The organism is Pseudomonas lurida (assembly GCF_002563895.1).
Classification (GTDB): Bacteria; Pseudomonadota; Gammaproteobacteria; order Pseudomonadales; family Pseudomonadaceae; genus Aquipseudomonas; species Aquipseudomonas lurida.
In genome coordinates, this window is the sequence record NZ_PDJB01000001.1 from 254521 (window position 1) to 272092 (window position 17572).

General features: G+C 61.6%; 14 protein-coding genes. 12 read left to right on the forward strand and 2 right to left on the reverse strand.

Annotated elements, in window-relative coordinates; all coding sequences use genetic code 11:
• Position 1: 1 nt before the first annotated feature.
• The 8 genes from ATH90_RS01180 (at position 2) to ATH90_RS01215 (ending at position 6574) form a co-directional block, all read left to right on the forward strand.
• A complete protein-coding gene (locus ATH90_RS01180) occupies positions 2-403 on the forward strand; it encodes an ExbD/TolR family protein (RefSeq protein ID WP_010565408.1) in 402 nt (133 codons plus the stop codon).
• 307 nt (positions 404-710) lie between these two features.
• Positions 711-1292: an alpha/beta hydrolase gene (locus ATH90_RS01185; RefSeq protein ID WP_098465559.1), complete on the forward strand. Its 582-nt coding sequence runs from the start codon at positions 711-713 to the stop codon at positions 1290-1292.
• Between the two features lie 49 nt (positions 1293-1341).
• Positions 1342-2262: a sigma 54-interacting transcriptional regulator gene (locus ATH90_RS01190; protein WP_098465560.1), complete on the forward strand. Its 921-nt coding sequence runs from the start codon at positions 1342-1344 to the stop codon at positions 2260-2262.
• 148 nt (positions 2263-2410) lie between these two features.
• Positions 2411-3193: a MetQ/NlpA family ABC transporter substrate-binding protein gene (locus tag ATH90_RS01195; protein WP_028615272.1), complete on the forward strand. Its 783-nt coding sequence runs from the start codon at positions 2411-2413 to the stop codon at positions 3191-3193.
• 451 nt (positions 3194-3644) lie between these two features.
• A complete protein-coding gene (locus ATH90_RS01200) occupies positions 3645-4310 on the forward strand; it encodes an amino acid ABC transporter permease (RefSeq protein WP_098465561.1) in 666 nt (221 codons plus the stop codon).
• Positions 4291-4950 carry an amino acid ABC transporter permease gene (locus ATH90_RS01205; RefSeq protein ID WP_034101895.1) on the forward strand — a complete coding sequence of 220 codons (660 nt, stop codon included), beginning with the start codon at positions 4291-4293 and terminating at the stop codon, positions 4948-4950. The genes ATH90_RS01200 and ATH90_RS01205 overlap by 20 nt, the downstream gene beginning before the upstream one ends.
• The gene (locus ATH90_RS01210) at positions 4947-5723 is read left to right on the forward strand and encodes an amino acid ABC transporter ATP-binding protein (RefSeq protein ID WP_098465562.1); all 777 of its coding nucleotides are present in this window, start codon (positions 4947-4949) and stop codon (positions 5721-5723) included. The genes ATH90_RS01205 and ATH90_RS01210 overlap by 4 nt, the downstream gene beginning before the upstream one ends.
• Positions 5720-6574: a transporter substrate-binding domain-containing protein gene (locus tag ATH90_RS01215; RefSeq protein ID WP_034101897.1), complete on the forward strand. Its 855-nt coding sequence runs from the start codon at positions 5720-5722 to the stop codon at positions 6572-6574. The genes ATH90_RS01210 and ATH90_RS01215 overlap by 4 nt, the downstream gene beginning before the upstream one ends.
• 916 nt (positions 6575-7490) lie before the next feature.
• Here the strand turns inward: ATH90_RS01215 and ATH90_RS01230 are convergent.
• A complete protein-coding gene (locus ATH90_RS01230) occupies positions 7491-8651 on the reverse strand; it encodes an AAA family ATPase (protein ID WP_034108583.1) in 1161 nt (386 codons plus the stop codon).
• Positions 8652-8772: 121 nt separating this feature from the next.
• Here ATH90_RS01230 and ATH90_RS01235 point away from each other — a divergent pair, with 121 nt between their 5' ends.
• The 4 genes from ATH90_RS01235 (at position 8773) to ATH90_RS01250 (ending at position 16372) form a co-directional block, all read left to right on the forward strand.
• The gene (locus ATH90_RS01235; RefSeq protein WP_034108585.1) at positions 8773-9855 is read left to right on the forward strand and encodes an efflux RND transporter periplasmic adaptor subunit; all 1083 of its coding nucleotides are present in this window, start codon (positions 8773-8775) and stop codon (positions 9853-9855) included.
• Complete coding sequence (locus ATH90_RS01240; RefSeq protein WP_098465563.1) at positions 9852-10922, forward strand: efflux RND transporter periplasmic adaptor subunit; 1071 nt, start codon at positions 9852-9854, stop codon at positions 10920-10922. Before ATH90_RS01235 ends, ATH90_RS01240 begins: the two co-directional genes overlap by 4 nt.
• A complete protein-coding gene (locus ATH90_RS01245; protein ID WP_034108589.1) occupies positions 10919-13984 on the forward strand; it encodes an efflux RND transporter permease subunit in 3066 nt (1021 codons plus the stop codon). The genes ATH90_RS01240 and ATH90_RS01245 overlap by 4 nt, the downstream gene beginning before the upstream one ends.
• 210 nt (positions 13985-14194) lie before the next feature.
• Complete coding sequence (locus ATH90_RS01250; RefSeq protein WP_098465564.1) at positions 14195-16372, forward strand: glycoside hydrolase; 2178 nt, start codon at positions 14195-14197, stop codon at positions 16370-16372.
• A 571-nt stretch (positions 16373-16943) separates the two neighbouring features.
• Here ATH90_RS01250 and ATH90_RS01255 read toward each other — a convergent pair.
• A complete protein-coding gene (locus ATH90_RS01255) occupies positions 16944-17570 on the reverse strand; it encodes a class I SAM-dependent methyltransferase (RefSeq protein WP_069021127.1) in 627 nt (208 codons plus the stop codon).
• Positions 17571-17572 lie beyond the last annotated feature (2 nt).

Below are 17572 nucleotides of genomic sequence, written 5' to 3' on the forward strand. Positions count from 1 at the left end.
AATGGCCTTCTCCACCCAAGACAGCGATGAGGTGCTGAGCGAGATCAACGTGACGCCGCTGGTGGACGTGATGCTGGTACTGCTGGTGGTGTTTATCGTCACCGCGCCGCTGCTGACCAACGCGATTCCGATCAACCTGCCCAAGACCGAGGCCGTGGCTCCGGTCGAGCAGAAGGACCCGCTGGTGGTGAGCATCGACGGCGCCGGCAAACTGTTTATCAACAAGGACGAAATCCAGCCGGACCTGCTGGAATTCAACCTGCAGGCGGCCAAGGCCAAGGACCCCGATGTGCGGGTGCAACTGCAGGCTGACGATGGAGTGAACTACGGCGAAGTGGCGCGAGCCATGGCGTCTATCGAGCGCGCGGGCATTACCAAGTTGTCGGTGATTACCGCACGTTAGTGGCAAATGCCTCGACAATTTTTTGGCCGTTTCCTTGGCAGGGTGCGGCCTTTTTTTTGCCTGAAATTGCGTTGAAGCGCGATGTGAAATGAGGTCTATGTGGGAGTGGGCTTGCCCGCGAATGCGGTGGGTCAGTAACAGCCGCGCTGGCGGCTACACCGCATTCGCGGGCAAGCCCGCTCCCACCTTTCGATCTTCGTCGGATTTGAGATTTTGGTTATTAATAAATAGCTTCTTATTCCTTAACGAATATAACCCCCGTCCCTATACTGTTCAGCAACGTTAAACGCTGCAGGAGGGCACACCCATGCACAGCGAGTCGATTCGTTATCTGATCGTGCCGGGCTGGCAAGGATCGCCAGAAGATCATTGGCAAAGTCATTGGCAGAACAGCCTGCCCAACAGCGCGCGGGTGGAGCAGGCCGACTGGCTTACCCCGCGCCGCGAAGACTGGGTGGCCGCACTGGCCGAGGCCATTGCGGCCGACAGCACGCCGGTGATCCTGATCGCCCATAGCCTGGGCTGCATCACCGTGGCGCATTGGGCGGCCACCGCGCCGGTGCAGTTTTTGCGACAGGTGCGTGGCGCGTTGCTGGTGGCGCCGGCGGATGTCGAACGTCCCGCTTGTGCTCCGGCCTTGCGTAATTTCGCGCCTATTCCAACCGACCTGCTGCCGTTTCCGAGCCAGGTGGTCAGCTCCGACAACGACAGCGCCGTCAGCGCCACGCGCGCCCTGGAACTGGCCCGCAACTGGGGGGCCGAAGCCGGCGTTCTGTCCGGGGCCGGGCATATCAACGTGAAGTCCGGCCACCAGCGCTGGGAGCAGGGGTTTGCGTACCTCTATCGCCTGCAAAGCCGCCTCGAGCATCACGCCCGGCGCACTGCCTGACTAATTTTCAACGCCCCGTCCCTGAGTGGATTTGGGGCGGGAGCCTGCCATGAGCCTGCATGAAACCTACGGCCAGCCACTGCTGACCTTCCCCGACGCGGAAAAAAGCCCGCTGAGCATCCGCGCCAAGGCGCTGGTGTTCGTTGATCCCCGTTCGCGGCAACTGCGCGAAGACCTGGAAAGCCTCGCGCCCCGCGCCCTGCCGGTGTTGATTCGCGGCGAGACCGGTAGCGGTAAAGAGCTGCTGGCCCGGCATATCCACCGTGGCAGCGATCGCACCGGCTTGTTTGTCTCGGTCAATTGCGGCGCCATCAGCCCGACCTATGCCGATGCCGAACTGTTCGGTTATGCCGCCGGCGCCCACAGTGGCGCGGCCAGCAGCCGGGCAGGGTGGTTCGGGTCGGCGAATGGCGGCACCTTGTACCTGGATGAGATCGGCGACTTGCCGCTGCCGATCCAGGTGAAACTGCTGGCCGCCCTGGAAAACCACGAAGTCACCCGCGTGGGTGCCCATCAGCCAAGCCCGGTGGATGTGCGCCTGGTGGCGGCCACCAGCATCGACCTGGCCCAGGCCGTGGCCGCCGGGAAGTTCCATGAGCGCCTGTTCCATTACTTGAGTGAAGGCCAGCTGGACTTGCCCGCACTGCGCGAGCGTGTCGGGGACATCCTGTCCCTGGCCGAGTACTTCCTCGGTATCTACAGCCAACGCCTCGACCTGCCGGTGCCGCTGATCAGCGATGCCGCCCAGCGGGTGCTGGAACACCACAGCTGGCCGGGCAATACCCGTGAGCTGGAAAACGTTATTCACTTTGCGTTACTGGTCAGCAGCGGCGACGAGATTTTGCCCGAGCACCTGAACCTGCCCGTGGCCGGCTCGCCGTTGGAGCAAGTGCAGCGGATTTTTGAGCGCGCCAGCCCTGCCGAGCGGGAAGCCTTGCGCAGCTTTCTGCATGACCAAGCGGCGACATGAATAAAATGGAATATCAACGTGAATAAAAGATATTGTTCGGGAATAAAAAATCTAGGTATTGTCCCTCCCACGCCGCGATAGCACTTCGCTGGCACACCTCATAAGAACGGTCGTCAGAGACGCCCCGGAATTTCGATAAGGACACTGCATGAAAAAGGTTCTGTTGTTTACCGCACTGGCGGCTGCCCTGACTGCAAGCTTCGCCCAGGCCAACGAGAAACTGGTGGTTGCCGCCACCCCGATCCCGCACGCCGAGATCCTCGAACTGGTCAAGCCAACCCTCGCCAAAGAAGGCGTGGACCTGGAAATCAAAGTCTTCACCGACTACGTACAGCCCAACGTGCAAGTGGCCGAGAAACGCCTGGACGCCAACTACTTCCAGACCCTGCCGTACCTGGAAAACTTCAACAAGGGCAAGGGCACCAACCTGGTCACCGTGGTCGGTGTACACGTTGAGCCCTTCGGCGGTTACTCGAAAAAGATCAAGAACATCTCCGAGCTTAAAGATGGCGCCACCGTTGCCATTCCAAACGAAGGCTCCAACAGCGGTCGCGCCCTGTTGTTGCTGCAAAAAGCCGGTGTGATCACCCTGAAAGACCCGACCAACGCCCTCGCTACGCCAAAAGACATCAAGGACAACCCCAAGCACCTGAAATTCAAGGAGCTGGAGTCGGCCCTGCTGCCACGCGTGCTGGACCAGGTTGACCTGGACCTGATCAACACCAACTACGCCCTGGAAGCTGGCCTCAACCCAGCGAAAGACGCACTGATCATCGAAGACGCCAAGTCGCCCTACGTGAACTTCCTGGTGGCTCGCCCGGACAACAAGGACAGCGACGCTATCCAGAAACTCTCCAAGGCCCTGACCAGCCCGGAAGTCAAAGCCTTCATCGAGAAGAAGTACAACGGCGCGGTAGTGCCTGCGTTCTGATGTAGACAAAACCCCCTTCAAGGTTTGAACGCCGACGGCTTGCATTGCGTCGGCGTTTTTTTATGCCTGGAATTTGGCATGCAATAAAAATGTGGGAGGGGGGCATGCCCCCCTCCCACAGTTGATCTTCCTCTCGAAATGGATGTTCAGTGGCTCAGAGCGCGCGGCTATTGATCGCCCTGCGCAACGCCACCAACCACTTCACCAGCTCCTGCGGATCAATCGGTTTCCCTTCGTTCATGGTTCAATCCCTCGAATCTCAGACCCCCCAACCATAGCCGTCACCCGGCAAACCCGCGAATCCGGGGGTTATCTTTTTGGGTGATATCAATATGCTATTTGGGTATTTAAATTTTGCTTTTTATACCTTTAAAGTTCGCGCTACCCAGCGTTACCCACGCCGGACCCGATCGCGCTCGCTGCATTACCCTTGCGGCGTCATGGACTCAAGATGACCTTCGATTTCGCGTTTATCCTCAGCACCCTGCCGGCGTTTCTAAAGGCCGTAGGGGTCACGCTGCAAGTGGGGCTGATCGCCATTGCCACCTCCTTGCTGGTGGCGCTGATCAACGCAGCCTTGCTGGTGTTTCGCACACCGTACCTGTCGCGCCTGGTGGCGCTGTATGTGGAGCTGGCACGTAACACGCCGCTGCTGATCCAACTGTTCTTCGTGTACTTCGCACTGCCGGCCCTGGGTTTCAATATCTCCGGGTTCTGGGCGGCGATCATTACCATGACCTTCCTCGGTGGTGCCTACCTCACCGAAGTGCTACGCGCCGGTGTGGAAGCCGTGCCGCTGGCACAGATCGAGTCGGGCAAATCCATCGGCCTGTCCGACTGGCAGCTGCTGCGCCACGTGATCCTGCCGCAGGCCGGCATCCTCAGCCTGCCGGCGTTGTTCGCCAACTTTATCTTCCTGCTCAAGGAGACCACCGTGGTGTCCGCCGTGGCGGTGCCGGAGATTCTCTACACCACCAAGAGCTACATCGCCCTCTACTACAAGACCTACGAAATGCTTGCCGTGCTGACGCTGATTTGCGTGCTGCTGTTCTTGCCGCTGTCGCTGCTGCTCTGCCGCCTGGAAAGGAGGCTCCAGCATGGCCAGTTCGGGTCTTGAGTTGTTGTGGGTGTCGTTGCCGCAGCTGGGCAAGGGCGCTGCGCAGACTTTGTCGATTTCGTTCTTGAGCATCGCCTTCAGCACTGTCGGCGGCGTGTTGTATGGCGTGCTGCGCACCTTGAACAACTCGCTGATCAACGCTGTGCTGCGCGTGTACCTGGAGCTGTTTCGCGCAATCCCGGTGCTGGTGTGGTTGTACCTGCTGTTTTTTGGCCTGCCGATTTTCTTTGGCCTGAGCATTCCAAGCTTCTGGTGCGCGGTGCTGGTGCTGTCGCTGTGGGGCGCCAGTGAGGTCGGCGAAGTGGTGCGCGGCGCGTTGCATTCACTTCCCCGTGGGCAGCGCGAAGCAGGGTTGTCGATTGGCCTGTCCGACCCGCAGCTGTACGGCTACGTGTTGCTGCCGCAGGCTCTTAAACGCATGACGCCACCGACCATCAACGTCTACACGCGCATCATCAAGACCAGCTCCCTGGCGGTGCTGATCGGCGTAGTGGACGTGATCAAGGTCGGCCAGCAAATCATCGAGCGCACCTATGAGTCCGTGTTGATCTACGGCGTGCTGTTCCTGTTTTTCTTCTTTATCTGCTACCCGTTGTCGGCCGCCTCCAAGGTGCTGGAACGGCGCTGGGCCCAAGCATGAGCGCATTGATCGAGTTCCAGGGTTTCAACAAATTCTTCGGCGACCAGCAGGTGCTCAAGGGCATCGACCTGAGCGTGCAAAGCGGCGAAGTGGTGGTGATCCTCGGCCCCAGCGGCTGCGGCAAAAGCACCTTGCTGCGTTGCCTCAATGGCCTGGAAGTCGCGCACAGCGGCAGCCTGCGTTTTGCCGGCAAACAGCTTTTGGACAAAAGCACCGACTGGCGCCAAGTGCGCCAGGACATCGGCATGGTGTTCCAGAGCTACCACTTGTTCCCGCACATGAGTGTGCTCGACAACATCCTGCTCGGCCCCTTGAAGGTGCAAAAGCGCGACCCCCGTGAAGCCCGCGAGCAGGCAGAGAGGCTGCTGGACCGTGTAGGCCTGGCCGACAAGCGCGACGCCTTCCCGCGCCAGCTGTCCGGTGGCCAGCAGCAACGCATCGCCATCGTTCGCTCGCTGTGCATGAACCCCCAGGTCATGCTGTTTGACGAAGTCACCGCCGCCCTCGACCCAGAGATGGTCAAGGAGGTGCTGGAAGTGATCCAGGGCCTGGCCCGCGATGGCATGACCCTGTTGATCGTCACCCACGAAATGGCCTTTGCCCGCGCCGTCGCCGACCGCGTGGTGTTCATGGAGGCCGGTCGGATCCTCGAACACAACACCCCCGAAGAATTCTTTACGAACCCGCAAACCGCACGCGCGCAGCAGTTCCTGGAGAAGTTCTCCTTTGTTTCAACACTGCCCAAAAAGACCAAGGAACTGGAGCTGATATGAAAAAGTTACTGCTGCCACTGTTTGCCGTCGCGTTACTGGCCGGCTGCGACAAAAAGGCCGAAGAGCCCACCAAACCGGCGGCTGCCGCCGTGAGCTACATCGACAAGATCAAGGCGCGGGACAAGCTGATTGTCGGCGTCTTCACCGACAAGCCGCCGTTCGGCTTCGTCAACGAAGCCGGCCGCTATGTCGGCTTCGATACCGACATCGGCCGCCAATTCGCCAAGGACCTGCTGGGTGATGAAAACAAGGTGGAGTTTGTCGCCGTCGAGCCGGCCAGCCGTATTCCTTTCCTGCAAAGCGACAAGGTCGACTTGATCCTCGCCAACATGACCGTGACCCCGGAGCGCAAGGAAGCGGTGGACTTCACCAACCCCAACCTGAAAGTCGCGGTACAGGCCCTGGTGCCAAAGGACAGCGCAGTGAAAAGCCTGGATGACCTGGCTACCCGCACCACCATCGTGACCACCGGCACCACGGCCGACATCTGGCTGACCAAGAACCACCCGGACTGGAAACTGCTCAAGTTCGAGAAAAACTCCGAGTCGCTGCAAGCGCTGTCGGCCGGGCGTGGCGATGCTTATGCCCAGGACAACCTGGTGCTGTTCAGCTGGGCCAAGCAGAATCCCGGTTACCGTGTGCTGGAAGAGAAGCTCGGTGATGAAGCGCCGATTGCGCCCGCTGTGAAGAAGGGCAACATCGAACTGCGCGACTGGGTGAATGCCGAGTTGGCGAAGTTGGGTGAGGAGAAATTCTTGCTCAAGCTGTACGACCAATATGTGCGTAAGGAATTGAGCGACGATACGAAGCCTGAGAGTGTGATTGTTGAAGGCGGTAAGTGGCAGGGCTGATAACGTTATCGCCGGCTTGCAGGCCGACCCCTATCTGACGGTAACCCGCGCTCCAAAATGTGGGAGCGGGCTTGCCCGCGAAGGCGCCCTGACAGCCAACCACCATCTTCCTGACACCCCGCGACCCAAAACTGTGGGAGCGGGCTTGCCCGCGAAAGCGCCCTGACAGCCAACCACTCTCTTCCTGACACCCCACGATCCGAAAATGTGGGAGCGGGCTTGCCCGCGAAGGCGGCCCGACAGCCAACCACAATCTTCCTGACACCCCGCGACCCAAAAATGTGGGAGCGGGCTTGCTCGCGAAAGCGCCCTGACAGCCAACCACTCTCTTCCTGACACCCCACGATCCAAAAATGTGGGAGCGGGCTTGCTCGCGAAAGCTGCCTGACAGCCAACCACTCTCTTCCTGACACCCCGCGATCCAACTGTGGGAGCGGGCTTGCCCGCGAAGGCGGCCTTACAGCCGACCTGGATGTTGGATCAGACCGGGTACATATCCGTTATTTAGGTTACGGCTGATATTGGTTCCGCTCTTACAGCGGGTCACTTTGGAAAAGAGCCCCAAAGTAACCAAAAGGCTCTTGCCCCAACACTCGGCACCTCGCCTAGGCTCGGTGTGCCCGTCATCCGACAGGGATTTGGGGGGCCGCCGCCACGCGCCCTCCATGGCGCGGGGCGGCTAAACCGGCATCCCTGCCGGTTTACCCCCCAAATCCCTGTCGAATTCCGGCCAGCGTGTTTGATGGGGCGCCTGAGATCAAAAGCACGATCAAGATCAAGATCAAGATCAAGATCAAGATCAAGATCAAGATCAAGATCAAGATCAAGATCAAGATCAAGATCAAGATCAAGATCAAGAGCGGCTCGCTTCGCATCGTGGTTGGGGTTGGGGTTGGGGGTGGTGGACAGGCTACTGCTATTGCGGCCAATGCCAGGCCGGCGCGTCCAGGATGCCCTGGCCGACGATGCGGGTTTCCCCCAATACTTTCTCCAGCACAATCGAATTACACCCTTCATCCTGCTGCAACGCCGCGATCAGGCGGCTGGCATGGGACACCACCCATACCTGGCACTGCTGGGATGCCTGGATGATCAGGCGCGCCAATGCCGGCAGCAGGTCCGGGTGCAAGCTGGTCTCCGGCTCGTTCAGCACCATCATGGTCGGCGGCCGCGGTGTGAGCAGCGCTGCGATCAGCAGTAGGTAGCGCAAGGTGCCGTCGGACAACTCTGCCGCTGACAGCGGCCGCAGCAAGCCCTCCTGATAGAACTCAATTGCAAAGCGTCCGCCCTGCAACGGCTCAATGTTCAAGCGCGCGCCGGGGAATGCATCGCTGACCGCCCGTTGCAACGCCTCGGGGTCACCAATCTCCCGGATCGTCTGCAACGCTGCCGCCAGGTCGCGGCCATCGTGGTGCAGCACGGGTGTGCGCGTGCCTAATTGTGGCTGGCGTACCGGTGCATCCACGTCACTGCGAAAGTGATCGTAAAAGCGCCAGCCGCGAATGCTTTCGCGCAGCAGCAACACCTCCGGCGAGCCGCGCAGGCTGCCGACCTGGTCAAACAGGCTGTGGTAGTTGGGTGTGTGCTGGGCGAGGACGTCCCAGTTCCGACCGTCGCGCGCACGCACCATAGGCCCTGAGCGCTGCACCAGCAGGCTGGCCGGGCGGTAGACATGGCCGGCCCAGATGCATTCCTTCTTCACCTCCGGGTCGAGGGCGAAATAGGACAGCGTTTTTTCCGGCAGCCCCAGGGAGATGGCGTAGCTGAAGTCTTCGCCGGCAAAGCCCAGGCGCAGGCGTTTGGCACCCTGGCGGACGATGGGCTCCACCGGCACCTCACCGTTGTGCATGCGCCGGCTGATGGTCTCCGGCCCGGCCCAGAAGGTCGAGTCCAGTCCACCTTCACGGGCCAGCGCATTGATCACCCCGCCCTGTGCGGTTTCCGCCAGCAGGCGCAGGGCGCGGTACAAGTTGGACTTGCCGCTGCCGTTGGGGCCGGTGACCAGGTTCAGCCGGTCCAGGGGCACTACCAATTTGTTGATCGAGCGGTAATTGGCTACCGCGAGGGTCTTGAGCATGGGTATTCAGTCGGCTTGGGAACCATTGGAGTATGGGAGCCTCCATGCAGATAAGGAACCCTGAACTAAGCTCACAGTCGCATACACACTGGCAACTCGGCATCACGCAAAAGGAGCCTGCATGGGCGGTCGCACCTCACTATTTTTACTCAGCCTTGGCCTGGTGGCGCTGCTGAGCGGCTGTGGCGAAGAAAAGGCTGAACCCAAGGCCCATTCACGGGTATTTGTGCAGACGGTGCAGCCGGCGGACTTTGCCGCGGCGGTGACGCTGACGGGGGATATCCAGGCGCGGGTGCAAACCGACCTGTCCTTTCGCGTCGGCGGCAAGATCATCCAGCGCATGGTGGACGTGGGAGACCGTGTGACGGCCAAGCAAGTGCTGGCCAAGCTCGACCCCAAGGATCTGCAGACCAACGTCGATTCCGCCCAGGCCCAGGTCGTGGCCGAGCAGGCGCGGGTCAAGCAAACCGCGGCCGCCTTCGTGCGCCAGGAAAAACTCCTGCCCAAGGGCTACACCAGCCGCAGTGAATACGATTCCGCCCAGGCCGCGCTGCGCAGTAGCCAAAGTGCCCTGGCGGCTGCCCAGGCCCAGTTGGCGAACGCCCGCGAACAACTTGGCTATACCTCGCTGATTGCCGAAGCGCCTGGCGTGATTACCGCGCGCCAGGCCGAGGTCGGCCAGGTGGTGCAGGCCACGGTGCCGATTTTCAGCCTCGCGCGCGATGGCGAGCGCGATGCGGTGTTCAACGTGTATGAATCCCTGCTGGTGGAGCCACCACCGGATGCGCCGATCACCGTCAGCCTGCTGGATAACCCAAGCATCAAGGTCCAGGGCACCGTGCGTGAAGTCACGCCTGCCGTGGCTGCCAACACCGGCACGGTGCAGGTCAAGATCGCCCTGCAGGCCCTGCCCAAGGGCATGGAACTGGGCTCCGTCGTGAGCGCCACCGCCAGCGGCCCGGCCAAAGCCAGTATCGAACTGCCTTGGGCGGCGTTGACCAAAGACCTCAGCGAACCTGCGGTGTGGTTGATCGACGGCGACGGCAAGGCGCAGTTGCATAAGGTCACCGTGGCGCGTTACCTCACCGGCAAAGTCATCATTGGCGACGGCCTCAAGGGCGGCGAAAAAGTCGTGGTGGCCGGTGGGCAATTGCTGCACCCCGGCATGCTGGTCGAGATCGCCCAGCAAGGAGCGCAGCCATGAAGCGCCTGACAGGGATACTTGCCGCCAGCCTGTTGCTGGTGGCGTGCTCCAAGGAAGAGCCGCCGCCCGAGCCCGTGCGCCCGGTGCTGTCCATGGAAGTGACATCCGAGGACCAGGAAAACCTCGGCCGTTTTGCCGGCACCATCCAGGCCCGCTATGAGAGCAACCTGGGCTTTCGCGTGCCCGGCCGTATTGCCCGCCGTGCCGTGGACGTGGGCGCCGAGGTGGAGCAGGGCGCCCTGCTCGCCGTGCTCGACCCCACCGACCAACAGAACCAATTGCGCTCGGCCCAGGGCGATCTGGCCCGGGTGCAAGCGCAATTCATCAATGCCCAGGCCAACGCCCGTCGCCAGCAGGAGCTGTTCAACCGTGGCGTCGGCGCCCAGGCCCAGCTGGATATCGCCCAGACCGACCTGAAGACCACCCAGGCCACCCTCGACCAGGCGAAAGCCTCGGTCAACCAGGCCAAAGATCAACTCAACTATGCCCAATTGCGCACCGACCACGCCGGTATCGTCACCGCCTGGAATGCCGAGGCCGGCCAGGTGGTCAGTGCCGGCCAGCAAGTGGTGACCCTGGCGCGCCCGGATATCAAGGAAGCGGTGATCGACCTGCCTGCCGGCCTTGCTGAGCGTCTGCCGCTGGACGTGGTGTTCCTGGTCGCCGGGCAACTCGATCCCAACGTGAACACCACGGCCATCGTGCGCGAGATCGAGCCCCAGGCCCAGAGCGCCACGCGCACCCGTCGTGCACGTTTGACCCTGGCCGAAACACCGCCCGCGTTCCGCCTGGGCACGGCGATCAGCGTGACGCTGAGCACGGCCATTGCCCCGCGCATCGAACTGCCCCTGAGCGCCTTGCAGGAAGTCGACGGCAAGACCCGTATCTGGCTGCTCGATACACAGAACCAGACTGTGCAGCCGCGCGACATTACCGTGATCAGCCGTGACGCCGACAGCGCCGTGCTCAACGGTGGCGTCAAGCCCGGCGAGCGCATCGTCACCGCCGGCGTGAACAGCCTGAAACCCGGGCAGAAAGTCAAAATCGACGAGGACAGCCCGCGATGAAAGGGAGCTTCAACTTATCCGACTGGGCCCTCAAGCATCAGTCCTTTGTCTGGTACCTGATGTTCGTCGCGCTGCTGATGGGCGTGTTCTCCTACATGAACCTGGGCCGCGAGGAAGACCCTTCGTTCACCATCAAGACCATGGTGATCCAGACTCGCTGGCCGGGTGCGACCCAGGAAGAAACCCTCAGGCAGGTCACTGACCGCATCGAGAAAAAACTTGAGGAGCTGGACTCCCTCGACTACGTGAAAAGCTACACCCGACCCGGTGAGTCCACCGTATTCGTCTTCCTCAAGGACACCACCAGCGCCAAGGCTATCCCGGAGATCTGGTACCAGGTCCGCAAGAAGATCGACGATATTCGCGGCACTTTCCCCCAGGGCTTGCAGGGGCCGTCGTTCAACGACGAGTTCGGTGACGTATTTGGCTCGGTGTACGCCTTTACCGGTGACGGCCTGTCGATGCGCCAGCTGCGCGACTACGTGGAGCAGGTGCGCGCCGAGATCCGTTCGGTGCCGGGGCTGGGCAAGGTCGAGATGATCGGCCAGCAAGACGAAGTGATTTACCTGAATTTCTCTACACGCAAACTGGCAGCCCTGGGCATTGATCAACGCCAGGTCGTGCAAAGCCTGCAATCGCAAAACGCAGTGACGCCCGCCGGGGTGATCGAGGCCGGCCCGGAACGGATTTCGGTGCGCACCTCCGGGCAGTTCGCCTCGGAGAAAGACCTGGCCAACGTCAACCTGCGGCTCAATGACCGTTTCTATCGGCTGGCGGACATTGCCGACATCAGCCGTGGCTATGTGGACCCGGCGCGGCCCATGTTCCGATTCAACGGCAAGCCGGCGATTGGCCTGGCGATTGCCATGCAGAAGGGCGGCAATATCCAGTCGTTCGGCAAGGCCCTGCACACGCGCATGGACGAGCTGACCGCCGACCTCCCGGTGGGCGTCGGCGTGCACAAGGTGTCCGACCAGGCCGAGGTGGTGGAGGAGGCCGTTGGCGGCTTTACCAGTGCACTGTTTGAAGCGGTGATCATCGTGCTGGTGGTGAGCTTTATCAGCCTGGGCATGCGCGCGGGGCTGGTGGTGGCGTGCTCGATTCCGCTGGTGCTGGCGCTGGTGTTCGTGTTCATGGAATACAGCGGCATCACCATGCAGCGGGTGTCGCTGGGCGCGCTGATCATCGCCCTCGGCCTGTTGGTGGACGACGCGATGATCACCGTCGAGATGATGATCACGCGCCTGGAAAAAGGCGAAACCAAGGAACAGGCGGCGACGTACGCGTATACCTCCACGGCATTCCCGATGCTGACCGGTACGCTGGTGACCGTGGCGGGCTTTGTGCCGATCGGCCTCAACGCCAGCTCGGCGGGCGAGTACACCTTCACCCTGTTCGCGGTGATTGCCGTGGCGATGCTGGTGTCGTGGGTGGTGGCGGTCCTGTTTGCACCCGTCATTGGTGTGCATATCCTCAGCGCCAACGTGAAACCCCACGCTGCAGAGCCGGGGCGCATAGGCCGCGCCTTCAATGGCGGCATGCTGTGGGCCATGCGCAACCGCTGGTGGGCAATCGGTATCACCGTGGCGCTGTTCGTGGCGTCGGTGTTTTCCATGCAGTTTGTGCAGAACCAGTTCTTCCCCTCGTCGGACCGCCCGGAGATCCTCGTCGACCTGAACCTGCCGCAGAACGCTTCGATCAACGAGACGCGCAAGGCCGTCGACCGCCTTGAAGCGATCATCAAGGACGACCCGGACATTGCCCGCTGGAGCACCTATATCGGCCAGGGCGCGATCCGTTTCTACCTGCCTCTGGACCAGCAATTGGAAAACCCCTACTACGCGCAGTTGGTCATCGTGAGTAAGGGCCTGGAAGAGCGCGGCGAGCTGATCGCCCGCTTGCAAAAGCGCCTGCGCGATGACTTCGTAGGGATCGGCAGTTTCGTGCAACCGCTGGAGATGGGCCCACCCGTGGGGCGGCCGATCCAGTATCGCGTCTCAGGCAAAGACACTGACCAGGTGCGCAAGCACGCCATCGAACTGGCGACCTTGCTGGATAAGAACAGCCACCTGGGCGAGATCATCTACGACTGGAACGAGCCCGGCAAAGTGCTGCGCATCGACATCGCCCAGGACAAGGCGCGCCAATTGGGGCTGTCGTCGGAAGATGTGGCGCAGTTGATGAACAGCGTGGTCAGTGGTGCCTCGGTAACCCAGGTGCACGACGATATCTACTTGATCAACGTGGTTGGCCGTGCCGAAGACGCCGAACGCGGTACGCCGGAAACCTTGCAGAACCTGCAGATCGTCACGCCCAACGGTACTTCGATTCCACTGTTGGCCTTCGCCACGGTGCGCTATGAACTGGAACAGCCGCTGGTGTGGCGTCGCGATCGCAAGCCGACCATTACCATCAAGGCGTCGGTGCGCGATGAGATGCAACCGACGGACCTGGTGAAGCAACTCAAGCCTGAAATCGACAAATTCAGCGCCGGCCTGCCGGTGGGCTACAAAGTCGCCACCGGTGGTACCGTGGAAGAAAGCGGCAAGGCCCAGGGCCCGATTGCGAGCGTGGTGCCGCTGATGCTGTTCCTGATGGCGACGTTCCTGATGATCCAGTTGCACAGCGTGCAGAAGATGTTCCTGGTGGCCAGCGTGGCGCCGCTGGGGTTGATTGGCGTAGTGCTGGCGCTGATCCCCACGGGCACGCCCATGGGCTTTGTGGCGATCCTGGGTATTCTGGCGTTGATCGGCATCATCATCCGTAACTCGGTGATCCTGGTGACGCAGATTCATGAATATGAGGTAGCAGGCTATACGCCGTGGGATGCGGTAGTGGAAGCCACCGAGCATCGGCGCCGGCCGATCCTGCTGACGGCGGCCGCTGCGAGCCTGGGCATGATCCCCATCGCCCGCGAAGTGTTCTGGGGGCCGATGGCGTATGCGATGATCGGCGGGATCATCATCGCTACCTTGCTGACGCTGTTGTTCCTGCCAGCGCTGTATGTGGCCTGGTACAAAATCCGCGAGCCCCAGCAGGAACAGCAGGAACAACGCCATTAAAAATGTGGGAGCGGGCTTGCCCGCGAAGGCGGTATGTCAGTCGCACACCTGCTGGCTGACCCACCGCAATCGCGGGCAAGCCCGCTCCCACATAATGGTTCTCCACCCGCCTCAAGGGATGTATGAAACGTCCCGAATGACCTTGGGTACCTCCTGCAAGCCATCAAGTGTACTACCCTCCCGACTTTCACCTCGTTCGGGTCCAATCCCATGCGCTACCTGCGATCTATTGTGCTGCTCTATGGTTTCTTCCTCTCGCCGCCGACGTTCGCCACCGTGTTGGAAAACGCCTTCTGGCGAGTCGAGCTCGACCCGGCCACCCTGGCCATCCGCGTTACACCGAAGGGTCAACCGGCGATACAAGCCTCCAGCGGCGTAGCGGCCCGTGCCGTCAGCCAACTTGAACACAGCAGTCAGCAAGCGAGCTGGCAATGGGATGACGGCGCCTTTCGGGTGAGTGCCAGCCTTGAGCAACGTGACCTGGCGTTAGCCGTCACGGCGCGGCAAGCGGGTGAGCTGCCGATCCTCGTGCAACCGGCCAGTGCGCTGGGCAGGGGCCTGATGTGGCCGCTGGCCGAGGGGCATTACGTGCCCACCGGGAATGCCCTGTGGAAGGATTTCCTGCTGGAGCAAGGTGACGTCAACACTACCCAGGATCTGAGCTTGCCGCTGTGGGGTGTCGATCACGGCGCGGTGACCCTCAGCTGGTTATTGACCAACCCCTACAACAACCGCCTGCGCTGGCAGGAAACCCAGGCCCTGTCACTGGCCCATGAGTTCACCGCCCTCGACCCTGGCGCGCCCATGACCCTGCTGTTGCACCTGGGAGAGGCTGATCCGTTGTCCGGCGCCAAGCGCTACCGCCAATGGCTGGTTGAGCGCGGCCGTTATGAGCCGTTGACGGACAAACTGCGGCAGACCCCCGAGGCCGAGAAGTTGCTGGGCGCCAGCCATGTCTACCTGTGGGGCAATGACTTGCTGGCCCCCGAAGATGTGCGCGATTGGCCGCTGTTGCTCAAGCGCTTGCGTGGGCATGCACTCCAGGGCTTGCTGGACAAGGAGTCCGCCAAGATCGTTGCGCAGGGTTCCCCGTTGAATCGCTATGAGCAGACGGTCGTGCTCCGTGGCCTGAATGCGGCGATCAACCAACAGGCTCGGCAGCGTTGGCAGGTGGAAGAACCTGACATGACCCAGCTCGCCGCGCGCTATGGCGAGCTGCGTCGCGAACTGGCCGTGGATTTTGCCGGGGCCTTGAGTGACACCCCCGCACATTGGGGCAGCCAGGTGATCCAGTCACTGCGCGGCTCAGGTCTGCCGCGCTTGCTGCTGACCCTGGGCGAGGGCTGGGAAGGCGGCCTCTGGCACCCGGAGGCGATCCGGGCCGGCGTCGACGCGGGTTTCCTGATGGCGCCCTACGACTCCTATGAAACCGCGTTGTCCGCCACGGAAAATCCGGATTGGACCACCGCTCACCTGGGCGCCAGGGCCTACCGCGAGTGCGCGATTGTGCTGAAGGACGGCAAGCTGAAAACCGGCTTCCAGCAGTCTGGGCACTACACCGACCCGCGCTGCGTGCGGCCGCTGTTGGAGGCCCGCGTAAAGGCTATCCAGGCAAAGGCTGGCTTCAACGCCTGGTTCCTCGATGCCTATGCCACCAGCATGGTGTTCGACAGCTACCGGGACGGCGCCCGCATGACCCAGGCGCAGAACGCCGAAGGCAACATCGACGCCTCGCGCTGGCTCAGTACCGCACTCAAGTTGCCCGCCGGTTCGGAAGACGGCAACGCCATCACAGCCGAAGGCATCCTGTTCGCGCATGGCATGCAGACGCCCGTGATGGGCTGGGGTGATCACGCCATGACCCAAGACAAGCAATCACCCTATTACGTCGGTAACTGGTACCCACCGCAGCAACCGACCGTGTTCTTCAAGCCGGTGCCGCTGAACGAGCCGTTTCGCACGGTGTATTTCGAGCCGACCATGCGCCTGCCTTTGTACCAGGCGGTGTTCCACGGCTCGGTGATCACCACTCATCACTGGCTGTTCGACAGCCTGAAGCTGAGCAATGTGCGGGCTGAGAATGAGCTGGTGCAGCTGCTCTACAACGTGCCGCCGCTGTATCACTTGAGTGCTTCTACGATTAAGCAGCGGCTGCCGGTGATCCAGCGCCAGGACCGGTTTTTCCGGCCCTTGCACCAGCGGTTGGCCACCCAGGCGATGACGGGGTTTCGTTGGTTGACTTCGGATAGGCAGTTGCAGGAAACCACCTTTGCCGATGGGACGCGGTTGGTGGCGAATTTTGCCGTAGAGGAGAAAGCGGGGTTTACCGGGCGCAGTGTGACGGTGTTGGTCGTGGGTGAGGAGCCTGTGGTGTATCGGGTGAAATAGCACTCGCCGGCAAGCCGGCTGCCACAGCTGTCTTATTGTAGGCCGCGATCCGACTGTGGGAGCGGGCTTGCCCGCGAAGACGCCCCGACAGCCGCCCGCTATCTAACTGTCACCCCGCGATCCAACTGTGGGAGCGGGCTTGCCCGCGAAGGCGGCCTGACAGCCGGCCTGGATGTCGGATCAGGCCGGGTACATATCCGTTATTTAGGTAACGGCTGCTATGGGTTCCGCCCTTACGGCGGGTCACTTTTGGAAAAGAGCCCCAAAAGTAACCAAAAGGGCTCTTGCCCCAACACTCGGCACCTCGCTCACGCTCGGTGTGCCCGTAATCCGACAGTGATTTGGGGGGCCGCCGCCACGCGCCATCCATGGCGCGGGGCGGCTAAACCGGCATCCCTGCCGGTTTACCCCCCAAATCCCTGTCGAATTCCGGCCAGCGTGTTTGATGGGGCGCCTGAGATCAAAAGCACGATCAAGATCAAGATCAAGAGCGGCTCGCTTCGCATCGTGGTTAGGGTTAGGTTGGGGTTGGGGCTGCAAAGTTTTTCTAGGTTGGTCCGGTCATTCAGCCCTACCGTTTGCGCCACACACTGGCTAACCAAGGTTGTTGCTCCCGAGGCAAGCCTGCGGGACGGTAGTAGTGCTCCAGTTCCACAAACCCTGCTTGCGTCAGCAGCGCTTGCCACGCCTCCAAGTCGTGGTAAGCCCCATACCGAGGTCCATTCCAGCCTTCTTGGTTCTCACCCCTAGGGTTGGAGCTGAACAGTACGCCTCCCGGCTTCAACGCGCCCTGTAACTGCTTGAGCACACGCGGCAGTTCCTGCTTGGGAATATGGAACAGCACCGCGTTGGCGAAAATCCCGTCGAAGCGTTCGGCAGGCAGGTCCAGCTTCAGGAAGTCCTGCTGCATCACTTCGCAACCACTGTCTTCGCGCGCCATCTGTGCAAACCGCTCCGAGCCATCCAGCCCGACGGCGATATGCCCCATGCGGGTAAAGGTCTGCAAGTCGCGCCCCGGCCCGCAGCCGAAATCGAGCACGGTAAACGGCGCCGAACCTTGGATATGCCGCAGCAGCGCGTCGATGTTCTGGCTCACATCGTGGTCGCGGGTGCCTTCGCGGAAGTCCTCGGCCACGCTGTTGTAGTGGCCGAGGGTGGTGGCGGTGATGGTGTTGAGGTCGTCGGGCTTGAGGGTCATGA

Bases quoted from the DNA above. Each gene is read 5' to 3' on its own strand.
- ATH90_RS01210 (WP_098465562.1), top strand. From the start codon at position 4,947: ATGAGCGCATTGATCGAGTTCCAGGGTTTCAACAAATTCTTCGGCGAC.
- ATH90_RS01235 (WP_034108585.1), top strand. From the start codon at position 8,773: ATGGGCGGTCGCACCTCACTATTTTTACTCAGCCTTGGCCTGGTGGCG.
- ATH90_RS01255 (WP_069021127.1), bottom strand. From the start codon at position 17,570: ATGACCCTCAAGCCCGACGACCTCAACACCATCACCGCCACCACCCTC.
- ATH90_RS01230 (WP_034108583.1), bottom strand. From the start codon at position 8,651: ATGCTCAAGACCCTCGCGGTAGCCAATTACCGCTCGATCAACAAATTG.
- ATH90_RS01200 (WP_098465561.1), top strand. From the start codon at position 3,645: ATGACCTTCGATTTCGCGTTTATCCTCAGCACCCTGCCGGCGTTTCTA.
- ATH90_RS01185 (WP_098465559.1), top strand. From the start codon at position 711: ATGCACAGCGAGTCGATTCGTTATCTGATCGTGCCGGGCTGGCAAGGA.
- ATH90_RS01245 (WP_034108589.1), top strand. From the start codon at position 10,919: ATGAAAGGGAGCTTCAACTTATCCGACTGGGCCCTCAAGCATCAGTCC.
- ATH90_RS01205 (WP_034101895.1), top strand. From the start codon at position 4,291: ATGGCCAGTTCGGGTCTTGAGTTGTTGTGGGTGTCGTTGCCGCAGCTG.
- ATH90_RS01215 (WP_034101897.1), top strand. From the start codon at position 5,720: ATGAAAAAGTTACTGCTGCCACTGTTTGCCGTCGCGTTACTGGCCGGC.
- ATH90_RS01180 (WP_010565408.1), top strand. From the start codon at position 2: ATGGCCTTCTCCACCCAAGACAGCGATGAGGTGCTGAGCGAGATCAAC.
- ATH90_RS01250 (WP_098465564.1), top strand. From the start codon at position 14,195: ATGCGCTACCTGCGATCTATTGTGCTGCTCTATGGTTTCTTCCTCTCG.
- ATH90_RS01190 (WP_098465560.1), top strand. From the start codon at position 1,342: ATGAGCCTGCATGAAACCTACGGCCAGCCACTGCTGACCTTCCCCGAC.
- ATH90_RS01195 (WP_028615272.1), top strand. From the start codon at position 2,411: ATGAAAAAGGTTCTGTTGTTTACCGCACTGGCGGCTGCCCTGACTGCA.
- ATH90_RS01240 (WP_098465563.1), top strand. From the start codon at position 9,852: ATGAAGCGCCTGACAGGGATACTTGCCGCCAGCCTGTTGCTGGTGGCG.